Source organism: Rhodococcus globerulus NBRC 14531 (assembly GCF_001894805.1).
GTDB lineage: Bacteria > Actinomycetota > Actinomycetes > Mycobacteriales > Mycobacteriaceae > Rhodococcus_F > Rhodococcus_F globerula.
In genome coordinates this window covers 614,939-637,003 of the sequence record NZ_BCWX01000004.1, presented here as the reverse complement: position 1 = coordinate 637,003, position 22,065 = coordinate 614,939, and the positions used below count along the sequence as shown (strand labels likewise).

The window sequence follows — 22,065 nt, the reverse complement described above, 5'->3', positions numbered from 1 at the left end:
GAAAATCTACGCCCGCAACGCCCGGCAAACTTGACCAGAAATGCCAGAAACATGGACCACAGTGCCAAGAACCTCGGATTGTTCCTGCAGTGCCGGATTATCGCGGCGATCTCGAATAGATAAGTAGCGCAGCAGGTTACGTGCGCGTTACCGTTTGTTACCGGAGTGAGGCAGAGTTCGCGGAATCGAGTGACGCAGCGAGTGATTCCGAGCGGTATCGGCGAGGACTCATCCCGAACTCGGCTTTGAACGCTCGACTGAAGGTAGAGGGGTCCGTAAATCCCCATCGGTGAGCAATTTGAGTCAACGACCGCTCTGCGGTCCCGTGTCGCACCATCTCTCGGCGACAGACTTCCAGGCGACGACGTCGAATCGAGCGTGAGACAGTCGTGCCGTGTTCGGCGAAGACCCGATGCAACTGTCGAATGGAAACTGCGACCGATTCGGCGATGTTTACCGGCGACAGCGACGGGTCCTCGATGCGGTCGTCGATGACCGAAAGTGCCATCTCGTAAAGGTCGTTACGATACGAGGCGACCGGACGGATTGTGGTGTGCAGGAACGATTTCACCAAACCGCTGATTTCCTCGATGATCTCAGCCTCGGCTCCGGCGACATCAGAGGCCATGCGGACTGACGCAAGATCGTGAAGAAAGCGACCTAGAAGTCCACTCATGCCGGTGTGACCGTCAAACGCAACGGCGGTGAGGCTCCGGATTTCAGCGTCGGCGAGCGCCAGAGACGGCCTTGGCCAGGTGAAGACCTCGAGTCCCCAGAACCCGTCGTTGGGATGTCCCTCGAATTGCCAATCGAATGGACGGGTGGTGTCGTACAGCACGTAGTCACCGCATCGCAGTACGCATTCTCGCTCGTCCTGCCGCACTATCGCGCTACCGCGGCGGATCATCCCGATTTGCAGGTAGTCGGCGCCGTCATCCCTGATCAAACTGTTGCTGCGCACTATTCGTTGTTCCATCGACTGAACGGCAGCAACCTTGACGTGGGCAAGCTGAGCCGATTGGACAGCGCCGGTGAAACGTGTGCGGTCGTCGATATCGGATACGTCCAGAGCAACAAAGTGTTCGCGCAGTAGGTCTGCCCAGTCCCCGGCGATAGTTGCCCGAGTGGCAAGCGGAACATCAGAATTCTCGAGCATTGACGGGCACCTCCTCGCAGAAGAATCGAGTTGTTCGGTTGGCTAAACATCGAATGTGCTTAGTCTGGCGTTCATCCCGATCGAGTAGGAACGGGCTTCGCTCTGTGGGAGAAGACTAGTCCGCTGTGTGTGAGGTGTCGATCGACATCACTCGTAATTCTCACTCGGGCGTTCGCGTTCGAAGAAAATTGTTTGCCATACAAACAACACCAAGTTATTGTTTGTCATACAAACAAGTAGGAGTGCGTCCATGGCCACCGAAGCAGTACCGGCAGCGCGAGCAACACGGCAATCCGGGAAGCAGACCCGTCAGGCTCTGTTCGACGCGGCCACGGAACTGTTTCTCGAGCATGGTGAGTGCGTATCCATCGCCCAAATTTGCGCGGCCGCCGGCGCTCATCCCAATCAGGTGACGTACTACTACGGATCCAAAGAGAAGCTTTTTGTCGAGGTCGCCTGCGCTGCTGTTCTCCGGGCAGGTAAACGCGCCGAGGTTGATGCCGCGGACGCCGCTACCGTCGGTGACTACACCGAGAAACTTGTCGGATCGCTGCTCGGTACGGGAGCTCCGAGCGTCGAGATCTTTGTCGAAGCGATGATGATGACGGGGCGGCGCGGCGAGCTACGCGATCTCATCTCCGAGACGCTCCGCACCTTGCACTCCTCAGGCGAAACTGCCCTCCTCCGAACTTTGGTCCGCACCGGTTGGCAGCTGCGCGCGGGCATCGACGTCGAATCGAAAGCCTTCTGGTCCGCGATCTTCGGCCTCGTCATTCAGAAGACCGCAACCGGCGAGAGCTTCGGCTACTCGCTCGAGGAAGCGGTAGCCGTCATTTTCGCCACCCTTCAGATACCCGACGCAGTACTGAACAGCTCGATGGAGTGAAACTCTCTCTCCATCAGGACTTTTAAGGATTTGCCGATGAACATCGTTCGCGTATTCGACAGCAATGTCACCAAGACGCCCGACAAGCCGTTCCTGATCGCAGGCGGCCACGAACACTCGTATCAGCAGGTTCAGGACGGAAGCCGGCGTGCTGCCGCGTATCTGGAAGATCTGGGTGTGGGGCGTGGCGATCGTGTAGCTCTGATGTGCTTCAACACACCAGGTTTTGTCTACGCGATGCTGGGAGCCTGGCGTCTGGGCGCCGTCGTCGTTCCCATCAATCACAAGATGCAGACGCCCGAAGTCGCCTACGTGCTTGGACACGCCAAGGTGTCGGTGTGTGTCTTCGACGGTGAACTGGCACCGGTCGTCAGTCGCCTCGAAACCACCGCAAAGTTGGTCAGTACAGACTCTGCCGCAGACGGTTTCGACTTCTTCGATGACGCCATCAGTAGCGTGGACGGTGTGGACGGCGTCGAGATCGACGAAAACGATCCGGCCGAAATCCTGTACACCTCGGGTACAACCGGCGCTCCGAAGGGCTGCGTCCACAGCCACCGCAACGTGGTCGGGGTGGCGATCACTGCCGGCCTTGCCGTCTCGACGACGCGGGATGAGCGGCTGCTCATGGCTGTTCCGATCTGGCACGCGTCACCGCTCAACAACTGGTTCATGTCCACGCTCTACATGGGCGGAACGGTTGTGCTGGTTCGTGAGTACCATCCGGTGACATTCCTGGAAACTGTTCAGGAACAACGTATTACGCTTTGCTTTGGTCCTCCGGTCATCTATACGACAGCCCTCAACATGGTGCCGAACTTCGCCGACTACAACCTCGGTAGCGTCCGTGCGTGGTTGTACGGCGGTGGCCCCATCGGTGCCGATGTTGCCCGCCGACTCGTGGAGTCCTACGGCACCACCGAGTTCCGCCAGGTCTACGGCATGACCGAGACCGGTCCTGTCGGCACGGTGCTGTACCCAGAGGAGCAGTTGACCAAGGCCGGGTCTATCGGCAAGTTCGCGCTTGCCGGTGTGGATCTGCGGGTCGTTGGTGACAATGGCATCGACGTGGAGCCCGAGCAGATCGGTGAGATCTGGTTGCGTGCCGACACCGTCATGCAGGGTTATCTCGATGATCCCGAAGCCACTGCGGCCGCGTTTGCCGAAGGAAATTGGTACCGAACAGGCGATCTCGCGCGCACCGACGAAGACGGTTATCTCTTCATCGTCGATCGCGCGAAGGACATGATCATCACCGGCGGCGAGAATGTCTACTCCAAGGAAGTGGAGGACGTGATCTCCGGGCACCCCGATGTTGTCGACGTGGCCGTTGTCGGCAAGCCCAACGAGGAGTGGGGCGAAACCGTCGTTGCGCATGTCGTGTGGCGTGAACCTGGCGTCATCGATGCCGACGACATCAAGACCTACCTCTCGGACAAGCTGGCGCGCTACAAGATTCCACGTGAGGTGAAATTTGTGACCGTGCTCCCGCGTACACCCACCGGCAAGATCCAGAAGCACCTCATCCGCAGCGCGAGCTGAAAGGTTTGTCATGACTGAACTTTCCGAAAACACCGTCACGCATCCGGCCCCGCATCGCACGCATGCCGTGCTCAATCAGTCGGTGCCGCGTACCGACGTCAACGAGTTCCTTCTCGACGCCGTGCTTGCGGAAGGCGTCGTACGCCATGATGCAAACTGGGCAACAGAGGAACTCACCGGAATCGGTGAACTGGTCGGCAGTGCGGGCTTCCAGCACGATGCCGAGTTGGCAAACACCGTCATCCCCGAACTGCACACCTTCGACCGGTGGGGTAACCGCATCGACGAGGTGGAATATCACCCGTCGTACCACCGCATCATCTCGGCCGCGGTCGCTCACGGAGCGCATACCTCGGCGTGGGAGAACCCCAAGCCCGGTGCCAATGTTGCTCGCGCAGCGGCATTTATGCTGTTCTCCCAGGTCGAACCCGGTCATGCGTGCCCCATCTCCATGACACATGCCGTAATCCCCTCGCTCGAGCTGCAGCCTGATGTCGCCGCCATCTGGACGCCGCGCGCACTCTCACGCAGCTACACGCCCGAGTTGGACGCCCCCGGAAAGGCATCCGCCATCTTCGGTATGTCCATGACGGAGAAGCAGGGCGGCTCCGACGTACGCGCCAACACCACCATCGCGAAGCCCGCGGGCCGCGGCGGTCCGGGTGCCGATTATCTGCTCACCGGCCACAAGTGGTTCTGCTCGGCACCGATGTCCGACGCCTTCCTCGTGCTGGCTCAGGCTGAAGGTGCTGCAGGCGAAGGTCTTTCGTGCTTCCTGCTCCCGCGCATCCTGCCCGACGGCACGCGCAACGTCTTCCGCATCCAGCGTCTGAAGAACAAGCTGGGCAACAAGTCCAATGCGTCATCCGAGATCGAGCTCGACGGCACCGTCGGCACCATGATCGGTGAGCCAGGGCGTGGTGTGCGGACCATCATCGAGATGGTGTCGCAGACGCGTCTCGACTGCATTCTCGGCAGTACCGCCGGAATGCGGCAGTCGGTCGCTGAGGCAGTGTGGCACGCACGTCACCGCAGCGCTTTTGGTGCCGTCCTGGCGGATCAGCCTGCCATGACGTCGGTGCTCGCGGACCTGGCGCTTGAATCCGAGGCCGCGACCATCACCGCACTGCGTTTGGCTCGTGCGCAGGACAACGACGCCGACGAGCAGGAAAAGGCGTTCCGTCGCCTCGCGACAGCCGTCGCGAAGTACTGGATCTGCAAGCGCGGCCCGCATCACTCGTACGAGGCTCTCGAATGCCTGGGTGGCAACGGGTACACCGAGGACTTCCCGCTGGCTCGTCGCTACCGCGAACAGCCCGTCATGGCCGTTTGGGAGGGTTCAGGCAACGTCATCGCGCTCGACGTATTGCGCGCGATGACTCGTGAACCCGATTCCGTCGCCGCCTTCGATCACGAGGTCAACCTCGCCCGTGGCAACAACCCGGTTCTCGATCAGCACCTCGACCGGGTACGACGCCAGCTCGGTGAGCTCGCCACGATGGCACCCGCTGACGCGCAGCTGAGGGCTCGGACCGTCGTCGAAGCCATGGCGCTCGCGCTTCAGGCGTCGCTGATGGTGCGTTACGCGCCGGCCGCGTCGTCGGAGGCGTTCATCGCCGCTCGACTGGGCGAGGATCGTGGTCACGAGTACGGAACCCTGCCGGTGGGAACTGATTTCGCAGGGATTCTCGCTAGGGCGTAACCGCCCCGTGCGCCTTTCTGGTAGTTCCCGCTACCAAAAAGGCGCACAGGCCTTCAGGCCAACCCACTCAACGCAGGAGCGGTGTTCTCATCGCGCCACCCGATTGCCTCGACGAGGGTTGTCAGGTCGTAATCCGGTCCGCTCGAACTGACTGTGAAGAGAGTGACGCCGTCGGCCACCAGGTCGGCGGCGTTCTCCAATCCGGGCCACGGGGCGGAATGCTCCACATCCAGGGGATTGCGTCCGACAGCGGCGCAGTGATCGGCCAGGATGTCGGACTTGCGCAGGTGCGTCTCGCGGTCGCCGAAGCTGTGCCACACATCGGCATACTCGGCGACCAGTCGCAGGGTCTTCTTCTCTCCGCCACCGCCGATCAGAACCGGGATATTGCGCGTCGGCGGCGGGTTGCCACCGGCCAGTCGCCGTGTGATGCGAGGCAGGTACTCGCCGAGCAGTTTCAGCCGTGAACCTGGGGTGCCGAAGTCGTAGCCGAACTGGTCGTAGTCCTTCTGGAACCAGCCGGCGCCGATGCCGAGGATGAGGCGTCCACCGCTCATGTGGTCGACGGTTCGCGCCATATCGGCCAGCAGATCGGGATTGCGGTAGCCACCCCCCGTGACCAGGGCACCGATCTCCACACGTTCGGTCTGCTCGGCCCAGGCCCCGAGCATGGTCCAGCATTCGAAATGGGCTCCGTCGGGATCGCCGGTCAACGGGTAGAAGTGGTCCCAGTTGAAGACGATGTCGACCCCCGCGTCTTCTGATCGCAGAACCGCGTCGCGGATCAGCCCGTAGTCGGGTGCGTGCTGGGGTTGGAGTTGAACACCGATGCGTACCGGACGAGTCATGCCGCGCTCCTGCCGAGAGGAAATGGTTACTCCCTTCATCATGGCCGGGAACACCCGGTTGCCGCTACGTGTGTGCAGCACCAACCGACTCGTGGACCCCCAATTCTTCGAGTAGGCGAGTGCGCAGAGCTGTATACCCCGGTTGCGCTGGATTGCGCGGCTGCGCGAACGAGACGTTTTCGAGGATGCTCAAACGACCGTCGCGCAACACCGCAATACGATCCGCGAGCAGGATTGCCTCGTCGATGTCGTGAGTCACCAGCAGCACTGCCGGACGATGTTTGCGGCACAGTTCTGCCACCAAGGCCTGCATGCGCAGTCGGGTGAGCGCATCGAGTGCCGCAAACGGCTCGTCCAGCAGCAACAGTTGTGGGTTGCGTACCAAGGCCCGGGCCAATGCGACGCGTTGCGCCTCACCGCCGGACAAGGTTGTGGGCCAAGCCCGTTCGCGCCCGGCTAGTGACACCTCGGCCAACGCAGCGGTTGCGGCTTCGCGATTCTTCCGGGTAGCACGCTGACCCAGTATGACGTTGTCCTGGACGCGCTTCGACGCAATGAGGCGAGGCTCCTGGAAGACGACCGTCCGCGCATCCGGTGCGTGCACCTCCCCGGCGTCGTATCCCTCGAGGCCGGCAAGAATTCGCAGGAAGGTTGTCTTGCCACTGCCGCTGGCTCCGAGGAGTGCAACGAACTCCCCCGGTTGCACGTCGAGCGAGAAACCGTCCAGGATTGTGCGATCACCAAAAGTCTTGACGATGCCACTGGCGCGTACACCGGTGTCTCGAATGCTCATGCGGACTTCCCCCATTGCTTGTACGGCATCAGGATTCGCTCGATAGCTCGAACGAGAAGGTCGACCGACAACCCCCAGATTGCGTAGATGATCACGACAACCACCAGGATGTCGGTCTGGAAATACTGCTGAGCTGAGGTCATCAGGAAACCCAGGCCCTTGGGGGCATTGCTCAACTCGGCGACGATGAGCGCGAGAAGCGACACCGACAGCGAGGCCCGCAGTCCGACAAGCACCGACGGAATCATCTCCGGCAGAATTACCTGACGGATCAACCCGATGCCACGGAGCCCGAACACTCGTCCGGCTTCGATGACCTTGCGATCCACGTTTCGCACGCCGCTGTGAGTGTTGATGTACAGCGGAAACAGTGCTGCTGCTGCGATGATGATGATCTTGGGGCGTTCGTCGATGCCGAACCACAGGATCAGCAACGGAGTGATTGCGAGAAACGGGATGGTGCGGAGCATTTGCAGCGTCGGGTCGAGGAGTTTGTCGGCCAGAGCAAACAGGCCGGAGATGATGCCGAGCGATAGTCCCAGTGCCCCGCCGATGGCAAATCCGATAGCAACACGGACAAGCGATACCGAAAGGTTCTCCCACAGAACCCCTGTCGTCAGCAGTTCGACAAATGCGGACCACACCGACCACGGCGACGGGAAGGTCTTCTCGTCGATCTTGCCGGTCGCCGATCCCACCGCCCATAAGGCGAGCAGTGCAACCGGGACGCTTGCGCGCAGCGCGACATCGGTCAATCGTGAGCGTCGCCGCCGACGGGTAGGTGCCGGCGCGAGATGCTCAGGCGCTCTCACCGTGGGCAGTGCCGGTGCTTCCACACTCATGACACTGCCCAGGTCGTGACGTCGAAGGCGTTGGGGGCCTTACCGGACTTGACCAGGAAGTCGAGCGTCGAACGCACCGTGTTCAATCCGTCCGGATCAACTGGTTCGCTCTGGAAATTCCACAGTGTTGCTTCCTTGACCACATCTACCGGTGAGCCGGTGGCATCAAAAACGAACTGAGCATAGGCGTCGTGGTTCGCATCGATTGCTTTGTCTCCGGCCTGGATAACTTCCCAGACTGCCTTTGCCAGTTCGGGATTCGCCGCAAAAGTCTCACGCGAAGTCAGGGCGACGCTGGTGGCCAGCAGATCGGGGTCGTCGACGCTCGCCTTGGACAGAATGGGGAAGTTGATCTGCTTGCGCCAGATGCCGGCCGTCGTCGCGGGAAGTGGAACGGCGTCGATATCGCCGCGCTGCAGGGCCGGAAGCGCGTCGGCGAAGAGCAGATTCACCAACTCCACCTGATCTGCAACACCGGCACGTTCGAGTACGGCGCGTCCGTACTTGTCGAAGTTGGAGCCGAATTGGAGTCCCACCTTCTTTCCGGCAAGATCTTCGATCTTCGACACTCCACCTTCTCGGCCGAGGAACCAGATATCGGACGCTGGCTTGTCGATCACCAAGGCGGGCACGTCGATTCCGCTGGCCTTGGCCTGAACGGCCGGTGTGTCACCGATCAGGCCGACCTGTACGTCGCCAGTCTGCAATGCCTGCACCACCGGCGGACCGTTGTTGAAGCCGACGAAGGCTTTGTACTCGAATCCGTACTTCTCGAGAATCGGTTGTGCCAGACCCTCGTGGACGGCGTAGCCGAACGAGGTTGTGTCCGTGGGGGATTTACCGGCCGCACCGTTCCACGGAGCGCCCACTGTCAACGGAACCAGTGACGCCGACGTACCCTCGGTGGCTTCCGAGGTCGACGAGCACGCGGTCACCGTTGCGAGAAGTGCGATTCCCAGCAGTGCGGCAAGGCTTTTGGTGCGAGTGCGGATGGTCATGGTGTTCTCCTGGCATTCTGGGCAAGCTGGTGATAGTCGGCTGTGGATTGTGTCGGGCGGGCGGACGATTTGCGCCACCCGACGCGTTCGCGGTACATCCCGAGCAGGTTCTGCCCGAGGAGGTGCTCTTCGTCGAGGAACTCGGAGCCCTGCGGTTCCGGTGTGCGTGAGGGCGAGACGAACATGGCGTCGGCCGGGCAGTACGCCTCACACTGGAAACACGTCTGGCAGTCCGAATGTCTGGCGATCACGGGAGGGGCGTCCGGGACGGCTTCGAAGACGTTCATCGGACAGATCCGGACGCAGATGTCGCACGTGGTGCAGCGGTCGGCGTTGATGATCTCGATCATGACGCACTCCCCTGCGTGGCCAATGTGATACCAACACGGGGTAATTCGGTATCCGGCTCCACCCAGATATCGTCAAGCCCGCCACTGAGTAGTCGGTGAGCTTGGCTCGAATCCGTGTCAGGGAAATCGGTGCGGGTATGCATGCCACGGGTTTCCGTGCGCGCCATGGCCGTACGTACCGCCCACCGGCCCATCGCCAGCATTCCGGCGCTCTCGCGTTGCGCGATTGCCTCCATGCCGGAGTATTCGACGATCGGGGCGGAAGATGCGCTCTCCCACAGTCGATCGAGGCGAGCAGCCGAGTCGGCAAGTCCGTCGTTGCTGCGGAAAACTGCCTTGTCGATCGGCAGCATTTCGGACTGGATCGAGTCAACAGCGTCGTCGACGCTGTTGACACCTCGACCACGAACACCGAGGGTTCCGGACGGTTCGACATCGAATCGGGTTGGTAATCCACGATGTGCGGAGAATCCGGCCGCAGCGCGTCCAGCCCACGTCCCGGTCGCAATGGCCCACGACAGGTTGGGGCCACCCGCTCCGGTGGCAGCGCCGACTATGCGGTCGCGCGCCGCGATATCGCCTGCCGCGTAGAGGCCGGACACTCCCGTCGACGCCTCGTAGTCGAGAATGTGTATTCCGCCCGTACCCCGGACAGTTCCTTCTTGGACCCAATCCATCGGGAACCGTTCGTTGAAGGGATCGATCCCGAGTTTGTCCGTCACCATGAAGAAGTTGGGCATCGCAGCGCGCAGCGCCGGCCATATCTCCTTGTTGAACTGAGTGAACTGTGCGGTGATCGTGCCGCGCAGCGAAGCGCCGAGAAGCTCTGCGCGGCTTTGATGAAGGTCGTGATACCGGATCGGTTCACCGCGGTGATCCCAGTACGACGCGGAGACGAAGAATCCGTTCTTGTCCATGCTGGTTCCGAAGGGCACCATTCCGTAGAAGTTCGAGAACTCCATGCTGGAGAGATGTGCGCCGACTTCGACGGCCATCAAGTGCCCCTCGCCGGTGTTCACGTCACCGCCGAGTGAGTGGCTCTTCCACGTGGTGCCGCCAGTCGCGAGGATCACGGCGCCGGCGTCGACGCGCCAGGGCCGTTTGACCTGACGCTGGTAACCCGTTGCCCCGGAGACAGTTCCGTTGGAATCCACGAGAAGTTCCAGTGCCGGGCTATGGTCCAGTACATGGACTCCGGATTTCTTGACCTTCCCACGCAGGAAGCGGAGGTAGTCCGGGGCCGCGCCGGAAAATGATCGCTCGCCGGGACGCGCGCCGAACAATGAGCCGGGACTGCGCGGCTTGGCACTGGGCTTGTATCCCCATTCAGGGATGAGAGCTGTTCGCTCCCAAGCCTCGTCGAGAACCGCTTCGGTCCAGACTCGATCGGTGATGAAACCACCGGAGCGTTCGCGCCGCGAGATTTCTTCGTCGCGACGCTCCGGAACCGGGGGCACGAGCCAATGGCCGACTCCCGCCGTCGCGGCTACACCGCTTGCGCCGACATAGCCTTTGTCTACCAACGTGACACTGGCGCCGGATTCCGCTGCGGCAACTGCCGCCCAGGTTGCCGCCGGTCCGCCGCCGACAATCAGCACGTCGGTCGACACATGCAGACTCTCGGAATCGTCCGTGACTATCTGTCCGTGAAAGCGAGGGAGTGAGCGCGCCATGACAGCGCACCTCCATTCTGGAATGCGTGAGAAGAGAGGGGGCTACGAGTTTTTCGCTCTAGCTACACGAAGACGAGAGAGAAGCCTCGAGGCGCGCGAGGCGGTCGGTGATCTTGGCGAGTTCCGTGAGGATCGCAGCTTGGCCGGCCGGTGCATATCGGTTTGTGTGGCCGACACCAACTTCGATCAAGCCGAGGGCTTGGTGAGTGGTCACCTGGAAGAATCCGAGGTGGTCCAGGACGTCGGCGGCATATCCTGTGGAAGCGTTTGCCAAGGCCCACACCAAATTTGCGCCGTTTACGACGGAGTTTCCGGCCAAGTGCGCATCGGCCACTGCTGCTTCGAGAATCACGCGGGCCGCGGGGCCGTACGTGACGTCGCTGTCGTCGACGGGTGCCTTGTCGGGTACCACCAGATCGAGAGTTTTCTGTATGGATGCGCGGGTCAGCCCGAGGTGGTCGAGACCGCGCAGTATGAGGTTCTCTTCCTCGTCGAGGAGAGCTTGCAGCAAGTGTTCGGAATCAACTGTCAACGAACCTTTTCTGGCCGCAGCGGCCGGCGCCAGGGATATCACCGATGCCAGGTGAGGGCTGAACGGCAGATCGGTCTCGATGTGCTCGGTGATGCGCACCGAAGAATCGGGTGCTTCGCGATCGAGTGCGCCGCGAAGCGCCATTTGGCAGATCGCCGAGATCGGGAGTTGCCGGGCACGCACCGCTGCCGCGAGGTCATCCGGAACATAGACGTTGATCTTTGGCATCTGCCCCGGCCTCTCTCGCAACTCGACACCCTGACCTGCACTGATGTGCATAACCCCATATAACCCCCACTGCGTGGCGACGACAATGGCGGTTGCCGTCGACAAGGCGGAAAAGTGCTGCTCACGGGTTTAGTTCAGGCTGGTCCGAATCGTCGGGTTCAGGTCCGGGTCTGCCTACAGCAGACAATCTGGATTCCAGCGCCGCGGCGCCGGTACGAATGGATTCATGACTACTCCAACCCTCACCGACACCGGATATCGTGACCTGCTGACAGACAGGCTCTTTCGTCAACGAACAATCTTGCTGACCGGCGAGGTTAACGACGACATGGCCGAGCGCGTGTGCTCGGAATTGGTGCTCCTCGCCACTACCGACCCCAAGCGCGACATCGTGCTCTACATCAATTCACCCGGCGGATCGGTGTTTGCCGGTCTCGCCATCTACGACACCATGAAGCTGATCCCCAATGACGTCGTGACGGTAGCGATGGGATTTGCCGCCAGTATGGGTCAGGTGCTTCTCTGCTCCGGTACACATGGCAAGCGAATCAGCCTGGCGCACAGTCGCATCATGATGCACCAGCCGTCAGCGGGTATCGGTGGCACAGCGGTGGATATCGCGATCCAGGCCGAGAGCCTCGAGTTGATGAAGCGTCAGTCGCAGGAAATTCTGGCCGCCGAAACGGGCCGGACCGTCGAAGAAATCGAGATAGACAGCGACCGAGATCGTTGGTTTACCGCCGAGCAGGCACGCGAATACGGAATCGTCGACCGCGTCGTGACGACGTTCGCCGAGATCGCACCGCAGGCTACCTTCCCCAAGATCGGATTGTGAACATCATGTCCCAGTACACGATTCCCAGCGTCATCGAGCGAACACCAACGGGTGAGCGATCTTTCGATATCTTCAGTAGGCTGCTCAACGAGCGCATCGTCTTTCTCGGCACCGAGATCGACGACGGCGTCGCCAACGTCGTGATGGCTCAGATGCTGCACCTGCAGGCCGACAACCCGGATCGCGAAATCGGTTTGTACATCAACTCTCCCGGCGGTTCCACCACTGCGATGCTCGCGATCTACGACACGATGCAGTTCTTGAAACCCACGATTTCGACGTACTGCATGGGGCAGGCGGCGTCGGCTGCTGCGGTGCTGCTCGCTGCCGGTACTCCGGGCCATCGGCATGTTCTCGCCCATTCCCGGGTGCTGCTGCACCAACCGTCGACACAAGGTAGCGGCACCATCTCGGACCTGGCGCTTCAAGCGGCTGAGATCCTGAGAATCCGCGAGCAGACGGAGACGATCTTGAGTAAGCACACCGGTCAGAGCGTCGAGCGACTTCGAAAGGACACCGATCGGGACCGGATATTCACCGCCCACGACGCGATTTCCTACGGCCTGGCTGACAGCTTGATCGAAGGGAACTGACTCAGGCCGCCATCAGGACGGGGCCGGAGATCGGTGCCGGAGAGTGCCCGAAGGTGAGGGAATTGAGTGCAATTATCTTGTTGCCCGATCGGAACAGCAAGTGCTCCAGCGGCATCCCCAAGGCTTCACAGATCGCGCGCAGGATTTCCGACGACGGTTCCTTCTTGCCTCGCTCGATCTCGGACAGGTATTGCTTCGACATTCCGACTTGGGCGGCTACGTCGCCGAGTGTCCGGTCCTGATCGCGTCGGACCTCACGCAACACTCGTCCGTACGCTTCGCGGATCAGTGGGGGCTTACGCGCAGGTGCATCCGGGTTGGGCAGTTCCGACCCACCCTTGACCAGGACTAATCTGCGCTGCGCATCCATACGCCGAGTATTCCAGCCGACCAGTGCGGCCACTACCGGGTTCGCCGAGGGCAGAGAGGGCTCAGTCGGTTCGAACACCACCGGCAAGGAACATCGCACGCAGGACGAAGGCAGCCTCGGGCCCGATGATTTCGTCGACCAGCGTGAGGTATCGGTCGACGAATTCGGGCCCGTGGGAAGCCTCGTCGGAGTCGGGGTTGCCGAGGTGGTGTGCGAGTTCGTGCAGGACGACAAGTTCACGCAACGCCCAGCGCCCGTCTCGATCCTCGGGGACGGCGATGGTGTCATTCGAGTAGTGGGCGGCAGTGTTTCCGGCGCGGGCGCGCACCATTACCGAAACAGTTGCGCGGGGCCAGGTTTCCCCCACCCAGTTCAGTGCAAGAACCTGCTCGCAATATGTCCGCACCGATTCCACGGATCCGAATTTGCGCTCGACCGGCAGTGTGATGGTGGATCCCAGAACTTCGACGCTACGTGTCCCCCGCTGGTCCGCGCGGTCGAACATGGTGCGCACCAAGGTTTCTGCTTCGTAGACGGCGGACTGCTGCTTGTCTCTCACCGCTCACCTACCCCCGTCGCTTCGCTCGCCCCGTCCGATCTGCCCCTTGACGCCACCGATCTCCGGGAGGTTTCCCAGCCGTGCTGATCTGGCCGCTTTGTCCCCTGCCTGACGTGCATGCGACGAATGCCCGGCACTTGCCCGGCCGCCGCCCTGCCATGTACCGCGTGCCTTGGAATTTGACGAATAGTAGTCCTTGAGTTCGATTTCCTTGTTACGCAACACCAGTGCGGTTTCCGAGGATGACGCAGTCGACACTGTTTCCGTCTCCTTCTTCGTTTCCGCCAACCGGGCACCGATGCGCGCCGCATAGGCCATCTGGAAGTTGAGCCGTGCGGTCACTCCGGCAACAGGCTTGCGGACCTGAGTGCTGACGCGTCGTCGTCCGCGAGTTTCGACGACCGTCCGCACGGACGTTTCACCGCGGTACGCACCGGAGCGCACATACGCGTCGGAATCTCGCACCATCTGGAACAGAAGGCTCGAGTACAGGGCCTCACACACGTCGATGTCGCCGGCAAATCCGTACGCGAAGATGACGGCAGACGTCTGCGCGATGTCGCACTGCACGTCGTTGGCGGCAGCGATGGCGATGAACAGCTGAGCGTAGGTGCGCAAGCCACGCTTGCCGGGCTCACCGATCGTGATGAGCCGTTGGGTGGGCGTCGCCCGTTTTTCCGACGACGCCGTGTGTGCACGGGCCACCGCCAGGTCGATGGCCGAGTTGGTGGCCAACCGCTGTGCGGCCGCCATGAAGGCTTCACCTTCGTGGGGATTATCGGTGGATTCTGCCTGACGAAGCAGAGCGCCGATGCGGGTCAACATCTTCTCCGAACTCACCGCAGAAGGGTACTCCCGGATACCGACAGCGGCGCTTATGCTGCTGGGGCACACACTCACCCTCAACTTGGATCGTCCGGCACGTTCCTGCCGGTAGAAGGGATCAACCCGTCATGGCTTCAGTGACATTCGAGGGAACTACCTGCCTGTTTCCCGGATCGAATTCCCCCGCAGTCGACAAGCTCGACCTCCAGATCGAGGACGGCGAGTTCCTTGTTCTCGTCGGACCGTCCGGTTGTGGAAAGTCGACGACGCTCCGCATGCTGGCGGGTCTCGAGGAGGTCCACAGTGGCCGCATTCTCATCGGTGACCGCGACGTCACGGGTCAGGAACCCAAGGAACGCGACATCGCGATGGTGTTCCAGAACTACGCCCTGTACCCGCACATGACGGTCGCCGAGAACATGGGATTTGCGCTCAAGTTGGCGGGTACGAACAAGACGGAAACCCGGGCTCGCGTCGAGGAAGTTGCCAAGATGCTCGACCTGGAGCCGTACCTGGATCGCAAGCCGAAAGCGCTGTCCGGTGGCCAGCGTCAGCGAGTTGCGATGGGCCGCGCCATCGTCCGCCAACCGCAGGTGTTTCTGATGGACGAGCCGCTCTCGAACCTCGACGCAAAACTGCGGGTGCAGACGCGTACGCAGATCGCGCAATTGCAGCGACGCCTCGCGACCACGATGGTCTATGTGACGCACGATCAGGTGGAGGCCATGACCATGGGTGACCGCGTCGCCGTCCTCGACAAGGGAATCCTGCAGCAGTGTGCGTCGCCGCGGGAGCTCTACAACCGGCCGAAGAACGTGTTTGTTGCCGGCTTCATGGGTTCGCCCGCGATGAATCTCTTCACCCTTCCCCTCACCGATCGCGGTGTGGCGTTCGGTGACGTGGTTGTTCCTGTTTCCCGTGAAACATTGAACGGAACACCCGAGACCGAAGTTGTGCTCGGAATTCGTCCGGAACACCTCGAAATTGCCGCTGCGGGAATTCCGATGGACGTCGACGTCGTCGAAGAACTCGGGTCCGACGCCTACGTCTACGGCCGCACGACTATCGGCGGCAGCCCACAACAGATCGTGGCACGAGGTGATTGGCGTAATCCGCCCCAGAAGGGTGATCGCGTGAATCTTCGCGTCGACCCGGGCAAGGTGCACATTTTTGCATCCAGCGACGGCCGTCGCCTCGGCTGACTTGGCGCTCTAATCCGACACATGAACGATTCAGGTTCGCCGTAATACCAACAAGTAGGGGTGTCTCGTGCCACAGTAGGGGCCGATGCCGGGAGCCGGCACTCATGGCGCATGCCGTGACGTCGGCTACCGGGATGTCTTTTGTCGTATACAAGCGGGGAGCGAATCCATGGTTCTGAACTCGAAGGCGATGCGTCGGGCTGCAATTGCAGCGTCGGCAGTGTCGATGCTGGTACTGGCCGGTTGTTCGTCCGATTCGGACAACGGCGGCGACACCACCACCACAGCCGCATCCGGGGGATCGTCCTCCAGCGAAGGCCGCGGCCCCATCACGATCGTCGAGGGCCAGGATGCCCTGAATGAGGCGCTCGAAAACATCATCTCCGACTGGAATGCCGAGCATCCGGACGAGAAGGTCACCCTGAAGCCACTGGCGAAGGAAGCCAACGCGCAGGTCGACGACATCACCCAGCGCATGCAGGCCAAGAGCGACGAGTACGACCTCATCGGCGTCGACGTCGTCAACACCGCGCAGTTTGCTGCCAACGGCTGGCTGGCTCCGCTCGAGGGTGACCTGAAGATCGACACGTCGGGCCTCCTCGAGTCCACGGTCGCGTCGGGCACGTACAACGGCAAGCTCTACGCAGCGCCCAAGAACACCAACGCCGCGTTCCTGTACTACCGCAAGGACCTCGTCGAGAAGGCTCCCACCACGTGGGCCGAGCTCAAGGAAAACTGCCCGAAGGCTGTCGAAGCCGGCATCTCCTGCTACGTCGGTCAGTTCAAGAACTACGAAGGCCTGACGGTCAACACCACCGAGATCACCAATGCCTACGACGGACCGTGGGTCGCAGCTGACGGCATCACCCCGGCGATCGACGACAAGACGAAGGAAGGCGTGCAGTTCATCGTCGATTCCTTCGCCGACAACACGATCCCGCAGGAAGCACTGACGTACTCCGAGGGTGAGTCGCAGAGCGCCTTCGGTGAAGGCAAGGCCCTGTTCATGCGTAGCTGGTCCGGCTTCTCGGTCGACGGTGAAGAGACGTCGGTCGCCGGCAAGTACGGCTACACCGTCCTTCCGGGTGTCGACGGACCGGGCGCGTCGACGGTCGGCGGCTACAACGTCGGCATCAGTGCCTTCTCGGACGCTCCGGCCACGGCACGCGACTTCCTCGAGTTCATGCAGACCAAGAAGTCGCAGACGTACTTCACCGCGGTCGGCGGCGCGCCCGTCCTCTCAGCTGTCTACGACGACCCGGCAGTACTTGCAGAGTTCCCGTACTTCGCGACACTGAAGGAAGCGCTTGCCACCGCGCAGCCGCGTCCCGTCACGCCGTACTACACGCAGGTGTCGAAGTCGATTTCCGACAACACCTACGCTGCTATTCGCGGCGAGAAGACCGTCGAGCAGGCTTTGGCGGACACCAAGGCCGGCATCGAAACCGCCGGTAACTGATCTACCAGGAGCAATAAGCAATGGCAGAACCGCAGGATCCTTCCGCGGCTGTGCCTGCCAACCCCACGGTCGGGGCCGGGTCAACCGGTCCCGACCGTTCGGGCGTTGGTGGGAGACACCGAGCGCCGGAACCTCTCGAAGAGCCGTCGGTATCCGAGGGCACAGGGATGTCCCTGACCAAGGTTCTGCCTGACTCTGCAGATACACCTCCGCCCCCTCCGGATATGCCGGCGCCACCGTCGGCCGACAAGCCGAAAAAGCGTCGACGCGTCCCGCCGTGGGCGTTTGTCGCTCCGTCGTTGATCGTGCTCGCAGTCATCATCGTGTACCCGCTCGGGCGCGCGATCTGGATGTCGATGCACAGCGACGGCAAGAAACTCGATCCAGAGACCGGCATGTTCGTCACCGGTCAGTTCACGTGGTTCGACAACTACAAGAACTGGATCACCCAGTCCTGCAACACTGCGAACGGCGCGATTCCGTGTCCTCCCGGCACGCTCGGCTCGCAGTTCTGGCAGTCGATCGGCAATACCTTCGGTTTCACGATCGTGACGGTTCTGCTCGAGACGCTGATCGGCCTCTCGATGGCGTTGATCATGGCCAAGACTTTCCGTGGACGCGGTCTGCTGCGCGCCTCGGTCCTGATTCCGTGGGCCATCCCCACCGCTGTCACCGCGAAGTTGTGGTTCTTCATCTTTGCCAACGACGGCATCGCCAACAAGATTCTCGGCACCAACATCCTGTGGACGGCCGATCCGTGGCCGGCTCGATTCGCGATCGTCGTCGCCGACGTCTGGAAAACAGCGCCGTTCATGGCTCTGCTCATCCTCGCGGGTCTGCAGATGATTCCCGCAGACGTCTACGAAGCAGCCAAGGTCGACGGCGCAACGGCGTGGCAGCGCTTCCGCATGATCACGTTGCCGTTGGTCAAGCCCGCGCTCATGGTGGCCGTGCTCTTCCGCACGATGGACGCCCTGCGCATGTACGACCTGCCCGCAATCATGATGGGATCCAATCCCGCCACGTCCACCATCTCGGTCCTGGTGGTCGATCAGATGCGCGTCGGCGCCAATTCGGCATCGGCACTGTCCACCATCACGTTCCTCATCATCTTCGCTGTGGCCTTCATCCTGGTCCGATTCCTCGGAGCCAACGCGGTCAGCACGCAGGAAAAGCAGCGGAAAGGGGAGCCGGTATGAACAAGGCACTACGCGGCAAGATCGGCACCTACATCGGCGTCGTCCTGATCATCGTGTGGGGACTGGCTCCTTGCTACTGGATGATCGTGACGGCTCTGCGTGACCCGTCTGAGACCTTCTCGACCTCACTGTGGCCCGAGAACCTCACATTCTCCAACTTCACGGCAGCGCTCGATCCAGACGCCAAGGTGAACTTCACCCGGGCTCTGATGAACAGCCTCATCATCGCCGGCGCTACCACTCTTGTCGCTCTGGTCGTCGGTGTCTTCACGGCGTACGCACTCTCACGGTTCGACTTCCGTGGCAAATACTTCGTCACCGGCATCATCCTCGGCGCGTCCATGTTTCCCGTCGTCGCACTCGTGACGCCGTTGTTCCAGATGTTCACTGACCTCGGGTGGATCGGCAGCTACAAAGCGCTGATCATTCCCAACATCTCGTTTGTCCTACCGCTCACGGTGTACACGCTGACCTCCTTCTTCTCCGAACTCCCCTGGGAACTCGAAGAAGCCGCACGCATCGACGGTGCCACCCGCGGCCAGGCTTTCCGGCTGATCATGCTGCCGCTCGCCGCGCCGGCACTGTTCACCACCGCGATCCTCGCGTTCATCGCGACGGTCAACGAGTACCTGCTGGCACTGCAGCTCTCGAGCGACAAAACAGCGCCCGTCACCGTGGCGATGGCCAAATTCTCCGGCACCGATCCCTTTGTCACGCCGTACACCTCCATCATGGCTGGTGGCACCCTCGTGATGATCCCCCTCGTGATCATGGTGCTGATCTTCCAGCGACGGATCATCGCAGGCCTGACCGCAGGCGGCGTCAAGTCGTGATGCGAGCTTCGCGCGCGTGGTGCATATGAGGCGGGCTTCGCGCGCGTGGTGCATATGAGACGGGCTTCGCGCGCCCAGCGAATGGAGCTCATCGCCGGCTTCATCTCGGTGTTTGCTCTCATGGCGTTGATCAGCGCTGTGGTCTCAATCGTCAAAGGTGACCCAGGGGTGACGCCGTCGCTGGTGCTGCTCGGTTGCGTCATTGCGCTGGGCTTTGCGTACCGCGGATACCGGAAAGCGGTTCGCGCGGAGCGTCGGCAGTAGAGCTCCCGGTAGTGTGACGTTTCGGTATCGCAGTTGCCGGGAGTTATCTGATCGAGACAACACCCTGGTGCAATGATGCTGTGAGGTCATGTCCCCGACCGGGAGTGTGTAAGTGAGTCCATCGAACAGATCGAATGCGGCAGGTGGTGCTGCATCGACTTCGCGTCGCTCCGGCAACCCGGGGAAACCGGCCAAGAAGAAGCGCTCCAAGTGGCGGTTCGTCCGGCGGACGATCTACGTGCTCGTACTGCTCATGATCATCGTGCCCGCGTCGGTGTTTGCTGTTGCCTACAGTCGCACGGAGGTTCCTCGTCCCGCTGACATGCAGACCAAGCAGGTCTCCACCATCTACATGGCCGACGGCACCACCGTGCTCGGGAAGGTGGTCCCCCCGGAGGGCAACCGCACCGAAGTTGCGTTGTCGGCCATTCCGATTCATGTTCGCGACGCCGTCCTCTCCGCCGAGGACCGCAATTTCTACACCAACCCTGGCTTCTCGATTTCGGGATTCGCGCGCGCGGCCCGCGACAACATCATGGGCAAGGAAAGCGCCGGCGGTGGATCCACCATCACCCAGCAATACGTGAAGAACGTGTTGGTCGGCGACAAGCGCAGTATCGACAGAAAGATGCGTGAGCTTGTCATCTCCGCCAAGATGGCGCGCGAGTGGTCCAAGGACGACATCCTTGCGGCGTACCTGAACACCATCTACTTCGGACGCGGTGCGTACGGCATCGCAGCGGCGTCGAATGCGTACTTCGACAAGCCGGTCAGCGACCTGACCGTCGGCGAAGGCGCTGTTCTCGCTTCCGTGATCCAGAGTCCCTCCTTCCTCGATCCGGAGACCAATCTCCCCGCGCTCGAAGCGCGATGGAACTACGTGCTCAACGGAATGGCCGACTTGGGGACACTCGCCAAGGCGGATCGTGACGCGATGACGTTTCCCGTTGTCGCCGCGGCCAACCGCCCCACTGATCTGAATCAGGCTCCCGGCCCGGAAGGCCACATCAAGACGCAGGTCCTCAAGGAACTTGCCGAAGCCGGTATCAGTGACGAGACGCTGAACACGGCAGGCCTACAGATCACGACCACTATCGATCCTCAGGCGCAGGAAGCCGCGCTCAACGCGGTGAGCAAGAACCTCGACGGAGAACCGGAGGAACTGCGCACCGCGGCGGTATCCATCAACCCACGGACCGGTGGAGTTTCCGCCTACTACGGCGGCACGGACGGCGCTGGTTTCGACTACGCCCAGGCGCCGTTGCAGACGGGTTCGGCGTTCAAGGTCTTCGGACTGGTGGCCGCGTTGATGGAAGACATCCCGCTCTCGGCCCGCTTCGACAGTTCGCCGCTCACGATCAATGGTGTGACCATCGGAAACGTCGGCGGTGAATCCTGCGGAACCTGCACCATCGCGGAGGCGCTGAAGCGTTCGCTCAACACCAGCTTCTACCGCCTGATGCTGTCGATGGAGAACGGTCCGCAGAAGATCGCCGACGCGGCTCACCTGGCCGGTATCCCCGAGCGAATTCCTGGGCTCGACTACCCCACCCTGACCCAGGAGGGTGACCCGCCGGAGAACGGAATTGTGCTCGGGCAGTATCAGTCCCGCGTCATCGACATGGCGTCCGCTTATGCAACTCTTGCCAACTCCGGGGTCTACCAGCAGCCGCACTTCATCCAGAAGGTGGTGACGGCCGAAGGTGAAGTTCTACTCGATCGTCCGGTCTCCCCCGGTGAGCGTCGACTCGACGCTGCCGTCGCCGAAAACGTCACGCAGGCGATGCTGCCGATCGCGTCGTACTCCAATGGACACGCGCTGGCCGGTGGTCGCGCCGTTGCTTCGAAGACCGGAACCGCTCAGCTCGGTGACACCGGTCAGAACAAGGACGCCTGGATGGTCGGTTACACACCGTCCTTGTCCACGGCGGTGTGGATCGGCACTTCCGATGCCCAAGCCATCACCAACTACAACGGCGGCTTGATCTACGGTTCGGGGCTTCCGGCCGATATTTGGAAGAGCACCATGGACGGCGCTCTCAAGGGGTCCGACGTCGAGACCTTCCCGTGGCCGGATCCGATCGGTGGACAGGCCGGTGTTCCCGCCAACTCCGGTGCGACGTCGCCGAACGACCGCAGCACTGGGGCAGCTACCCCGCCTTCCACCACGCTGAACATTCCGGGGTTGCCGCCGGTGGAGATTCCGCAGATCCCGCAGCGGCCCCGTTCGATCGAGATCCTTCCCGGCATCGTCATTCCGTTGCCCGGCTGACCTTTTGCAGAGCGGCGATCTTCGCAGATCGCCTACCTGGCGACAGGCGGTGACGTAACGTGATGCGCGAGTTGCAGAATGCACTCGGGCGTCGTCGCACGGTC

At 61.7% G+C, this 22,065-nt stretch carries 22 protein-coding genes; 11 read left to right on the top strand and 11 right to left on the bottom strand.

The genetic code is table 11. The features are described 5' to 3' along the window. Positions 1 to 157: 157 nt before the first annotated feature. Positions 158 to 1,156: a helix-turn-helix domain-containing protein gene (locus RG2_RS23615; protein ID WP_033237049.1), complete on the bottom strand. Its 999-nt coding sequence runs from the start codon at positions 1,154 to 1,156 to the stop codon at positions 158 to 160. A gap of 250 nt (positions 1,157 to 1,406) precedes the next feature. On the opposite strand from RG2_RS23615, the gene RG2_RS23610 reads away from it, so the two are divergent. Genes RG2_RS23610 through RG2_RS23600 form a run of 3 tightly spaced genes read left to right on the top strand, consistent with a single transcriptional unit; the run spans position 1,407 to position 5,286 of the window. Further along, complete coding sequence (locus RG2_RS23610; RefSeq protein WP_033237050.1) at positions 1,407 to 2,042, top strand: TetR/AcrR family transcriptional regulator C-terminal domain-containing protein; 636 nt, start codon at positions 1,407 to 1,409, stop codon at positions 2,040 to 2,042. Positions 2,043 to 2,078: 36 nt separating this feature from the next. Next, complete coding sequence (locus RG2_RS23605) at positions 2,079 to 3,584, top strand: class I adenylate-forming enzyme family protein (protein WP_033237051.1); 1,506 nt, start codon at positions 2,079 to 2,081, stop codon at positions 3,582 to 3,584. 10 nt (positions 3,585 to 3,594) lie between these two features. After that, positions 3,595 to 5,286 (top strand): acyl-CoA dehydrogenase family protein, encoded by a 1,692-nt coding sequence (locus RG2_RS23600; RefSeq protein ID WP_033237052.1) that lies wholly within the window; start codon positions 3,595 to 3,597, stop codon positions 5,284 to 5,286. Positions 5,287 to 5,339: 53 nt separating this feature from the next. Here RG2_RS23600 and RG2_RS23595 read toward each other — a convergent pair whose 3' ends face one another. From RG2_RS23595 to RG2_RS23565, 7 genes are all read right to left on the bottom strand, one after another. Further along, entirely contained in the window at positions 5,340 to 6,134 is a 795-nt protein-coding gene (locus RG2_RS23595; RefSeq protein ID WP_033237104.1) for an LLM class F420-dependent oxidoreductase, read from the bottom strand. 64 nt (positions 6,135 to 6,198) lie between these two features. Further along, positions 6,199 to 6,927: an ABC transporter ATP-binding protein gene (locus tag RG2_RS23590; RefSeq protein WP_033237053.1), complete on the bottom strand. Its 729-nt coding sequence runs from the start codon at positions 6,925 to 6,927 to the stop codon at positions 6,199 to 6,201. Beyond that, a complete protein-coding gene (locus RG2_RS23585; protein WP_033237054.1) occupies positions 6,924 to 7,769 on the bottom strand; it encodes an ABC transporter permease in 846 nt (281 codons plus the stop codon). Before RG2_RS23585 ends, RG2_RS23590 begins: the two co-directional genes overlap by 4 nt. Further along, entirely contained in the window at positions 7,766 to 8,767 is a 1,002-nt protein-coding gene (locus RG2_RS23580; RefSeq protein ID WP_033237055.1) for an ABC transporter substrate-binding protein, read from the bottom strand. The genes RG2_RS23585 and RG2_RS23580 overlap by 4 nt, the downstream gene beginning before the upstream one ends. Next, positions 8,764 to 9,117, bottom strand: coding sequence for a 4Fe-4S dicluster domain-containing protein (locus tag RG2_RS23575; RefSeq protein WP_033237056.1), 354 nt, complete (start codon positions 9,115 to 9,117; stop codon positions 8,764 to 8,766). Before RG2_RS23575 ends, RG2_RS23580 begins: the two co-directional genes overlap by 4 nt. After that, complete coding sequence (locus tag RG2_RS23570) at positions 9,114 to 10,790, bottom strand: FAD-dependent oxidoreductase (RefSeq protein ID WP_033237057.1); 1,677 nt, start codon at positions 10,788 to 10,790, stop codon at positions 9,114 to 9,116. The genes RG2_RS23575 and RG2_RS23570 overlap by 4 nt, the downstream gene beginning before the upstream one ends. A 58-nt stretch (positions 10,791 to 10,848) precedes the next feature. Continuing rightward, a complete protein-coding gene (locus RG2_RS23565) occupies positions 10,849 to 11,550 on the bottom strand; it encodes a Clp protease N-terminal domain-containing protein (protein ID WP_033237058.1) in 702 nt (233 codons plus the stop codon). A gap of 226 nt (positions 11,551 to 11,776) precedes the next feature. Here RG2_RS23565 and RG2_RS23560 point away from each other — a divergent pair, with 226 nt between their 5' ends. Next, positions 11,777 to 12,385 carry a ClpP family protease gene (locus RG2_RS23560; RefSeq protein WP_033237059.1) on the top strand — a complete coding sequence of 203 codons (609 nt, stop codon included), beginning with the start codon at positions 11,777 to 11,779 and terminating at the stop codon, positions 12,383 to 12,385. 5 nt (positions 12,386 to 12,390) lie between these two features. Next, complete coding sequence (locus RG2_RS23555) at positions 12,391 to 12,978, top strand: ATP-dependent Clp protease proteolytic subunit (RefSeq protein WP_033237105.1); 588 nt, start codon at positions 12,391 to 12,393, stop codon at positions 12,976 to 12,978. Position 12,979: 1 nt separating this feature from the next. Here the strand turns inward: RG2_RS23555 and RG2_RS23550 are convergent, their stop codons facing one another. The 3 genes from RG2_RS23550 to RG2_RS23540 all read right to left on the bottom strand — a co-directional run bounded on the left by RG2_RS23550 (position 12,980) and on the right by RG2_RS23540 (position 14,747). After that, positions 12,980 to 13,348 (bottom strand): helix-turn-helix domain-containing protein, encoded by a 369-nt coding sequence (locus RG2_RS23550; protein WP_033237060.1) that lies wholly within the window; start codon positions 13,346 to 13,348, stop codon positions 12,980 to 12,982. A 61-nt stretch (positions 13,349 to 13,409) separates the two neighbouring features. Further along, on the bottom strand, positions 13,410 to 13,853 hold the full coding sequence (locus tag RG2_RS23545) for a TIGR04338 family metallohydrolase (protein ID WP_230590445.1): 444 nt from the start codon (positions 13,851 to 13,853) through the stop codon (positions 13,410 to 13,412). A gap of 57 nt (positions 13,854 to 13,910) precedes the next feature. Beyond that, positions 13,911 to 14,747 carry a DUF2786 domain-containing protein gene (locus RG2_RS23540; RefSeq protein ID WP_033237062.1) on the bottom strand — a complete coding sequence of 279 codons (837 nt, stop codon included), beginning with the start codon at positions 14,745 to 14,747 and terminating at the stop codon, positions 13,911 to 13,913. Positions 14,748 to 14,860: 113 nt separating this feature from the next. Between RG2_RS23540 and RG2_RS23535 the strand changes: the two genes are divergently transcribed. The 6 genes from RG2_RS23535 (at position 14,861) to RG2_RS23510 (ending at position 21,961) form a co-directional block, all read left to right on the top strand. Beyond that, positions 14,861 to 15,934, top strand: coding sequence for an ABC transporter ATP-binding protein (locus tag RG2_RS23535; RefSeq protein WP_033237063.1), 1,074 nt, complete (start codon positions 14,861 to 14,863; stop codon positions 15,932 to 15,934). 169 nt (positions 15,935 to 16,103) lie between these two features. After that, on the top strand, positions 16,104 to 17,393 hold the full coding sequence (locus tag RG2_RS23530; RefSeq protein ID WP_033237064.1) for an ABC transporter substrate-binding protein: 1,290 nt from the start codon (positions 16,104 to 16,106) through the stop codon (positions 17,391 to 17,393). A 20-nt stretch (positions 17,394 to 17,413) separates the two neighbouring features. Next, complete coding sequence (locus RG2_RS23525) at positions 17,414 to 18,592, top strand: carbohydrate ABC transporter permease (RefSeq protein ID WP_033237065.1); 1,179 nt, start codon at positions 17,414 to 17,416, stop codon at positions 18,590 to 18,592. Further along, on the top strand, positions 18,589 to 19,425 hold the full coding sequence (locus RG2_RS23520) for a carbohydrate ABC transporter permease (protein WP_033237066.1): 837 nt from the start codon (positions 18,589 to 18,591) through the stop codon (positions 19,423 to 19,425). The genes RG2_RS23525 and RG2_RS23520 overlap by 4 nt, the downstream gene beginning before the upstream one ends. Positions 19,426 to 19,479: 54 nt before the next feature. Further along, positions 19,480 to 19,689 (top strand): hypothetical protein, encoded by a 210-nt coding sequence (locus tag RG2_RS23515; protein WP_033237067.1) that lies wholly within the window; start codon positions 19,480 to 19,482, stop codon positions 19,687 to 19,689. Positions 19,690 to 19,801: 112 nt separating this feature from the next. Next, positions 19,802 to 21,961 carry a transglycosylase domain-containing protein gene (locus RG2_RS23510; protein WP_033237068.1) on the top strand — a complete coding sequence of 720 codons (2,160 nt, stop codon included), beginning with the start codon at positions 19,802 to 19,804 and terminating at the stop codon, positions 21,959 to 21,961. Positions 21,962 to 22,065 lie beyond the last annotated feature (104 nt).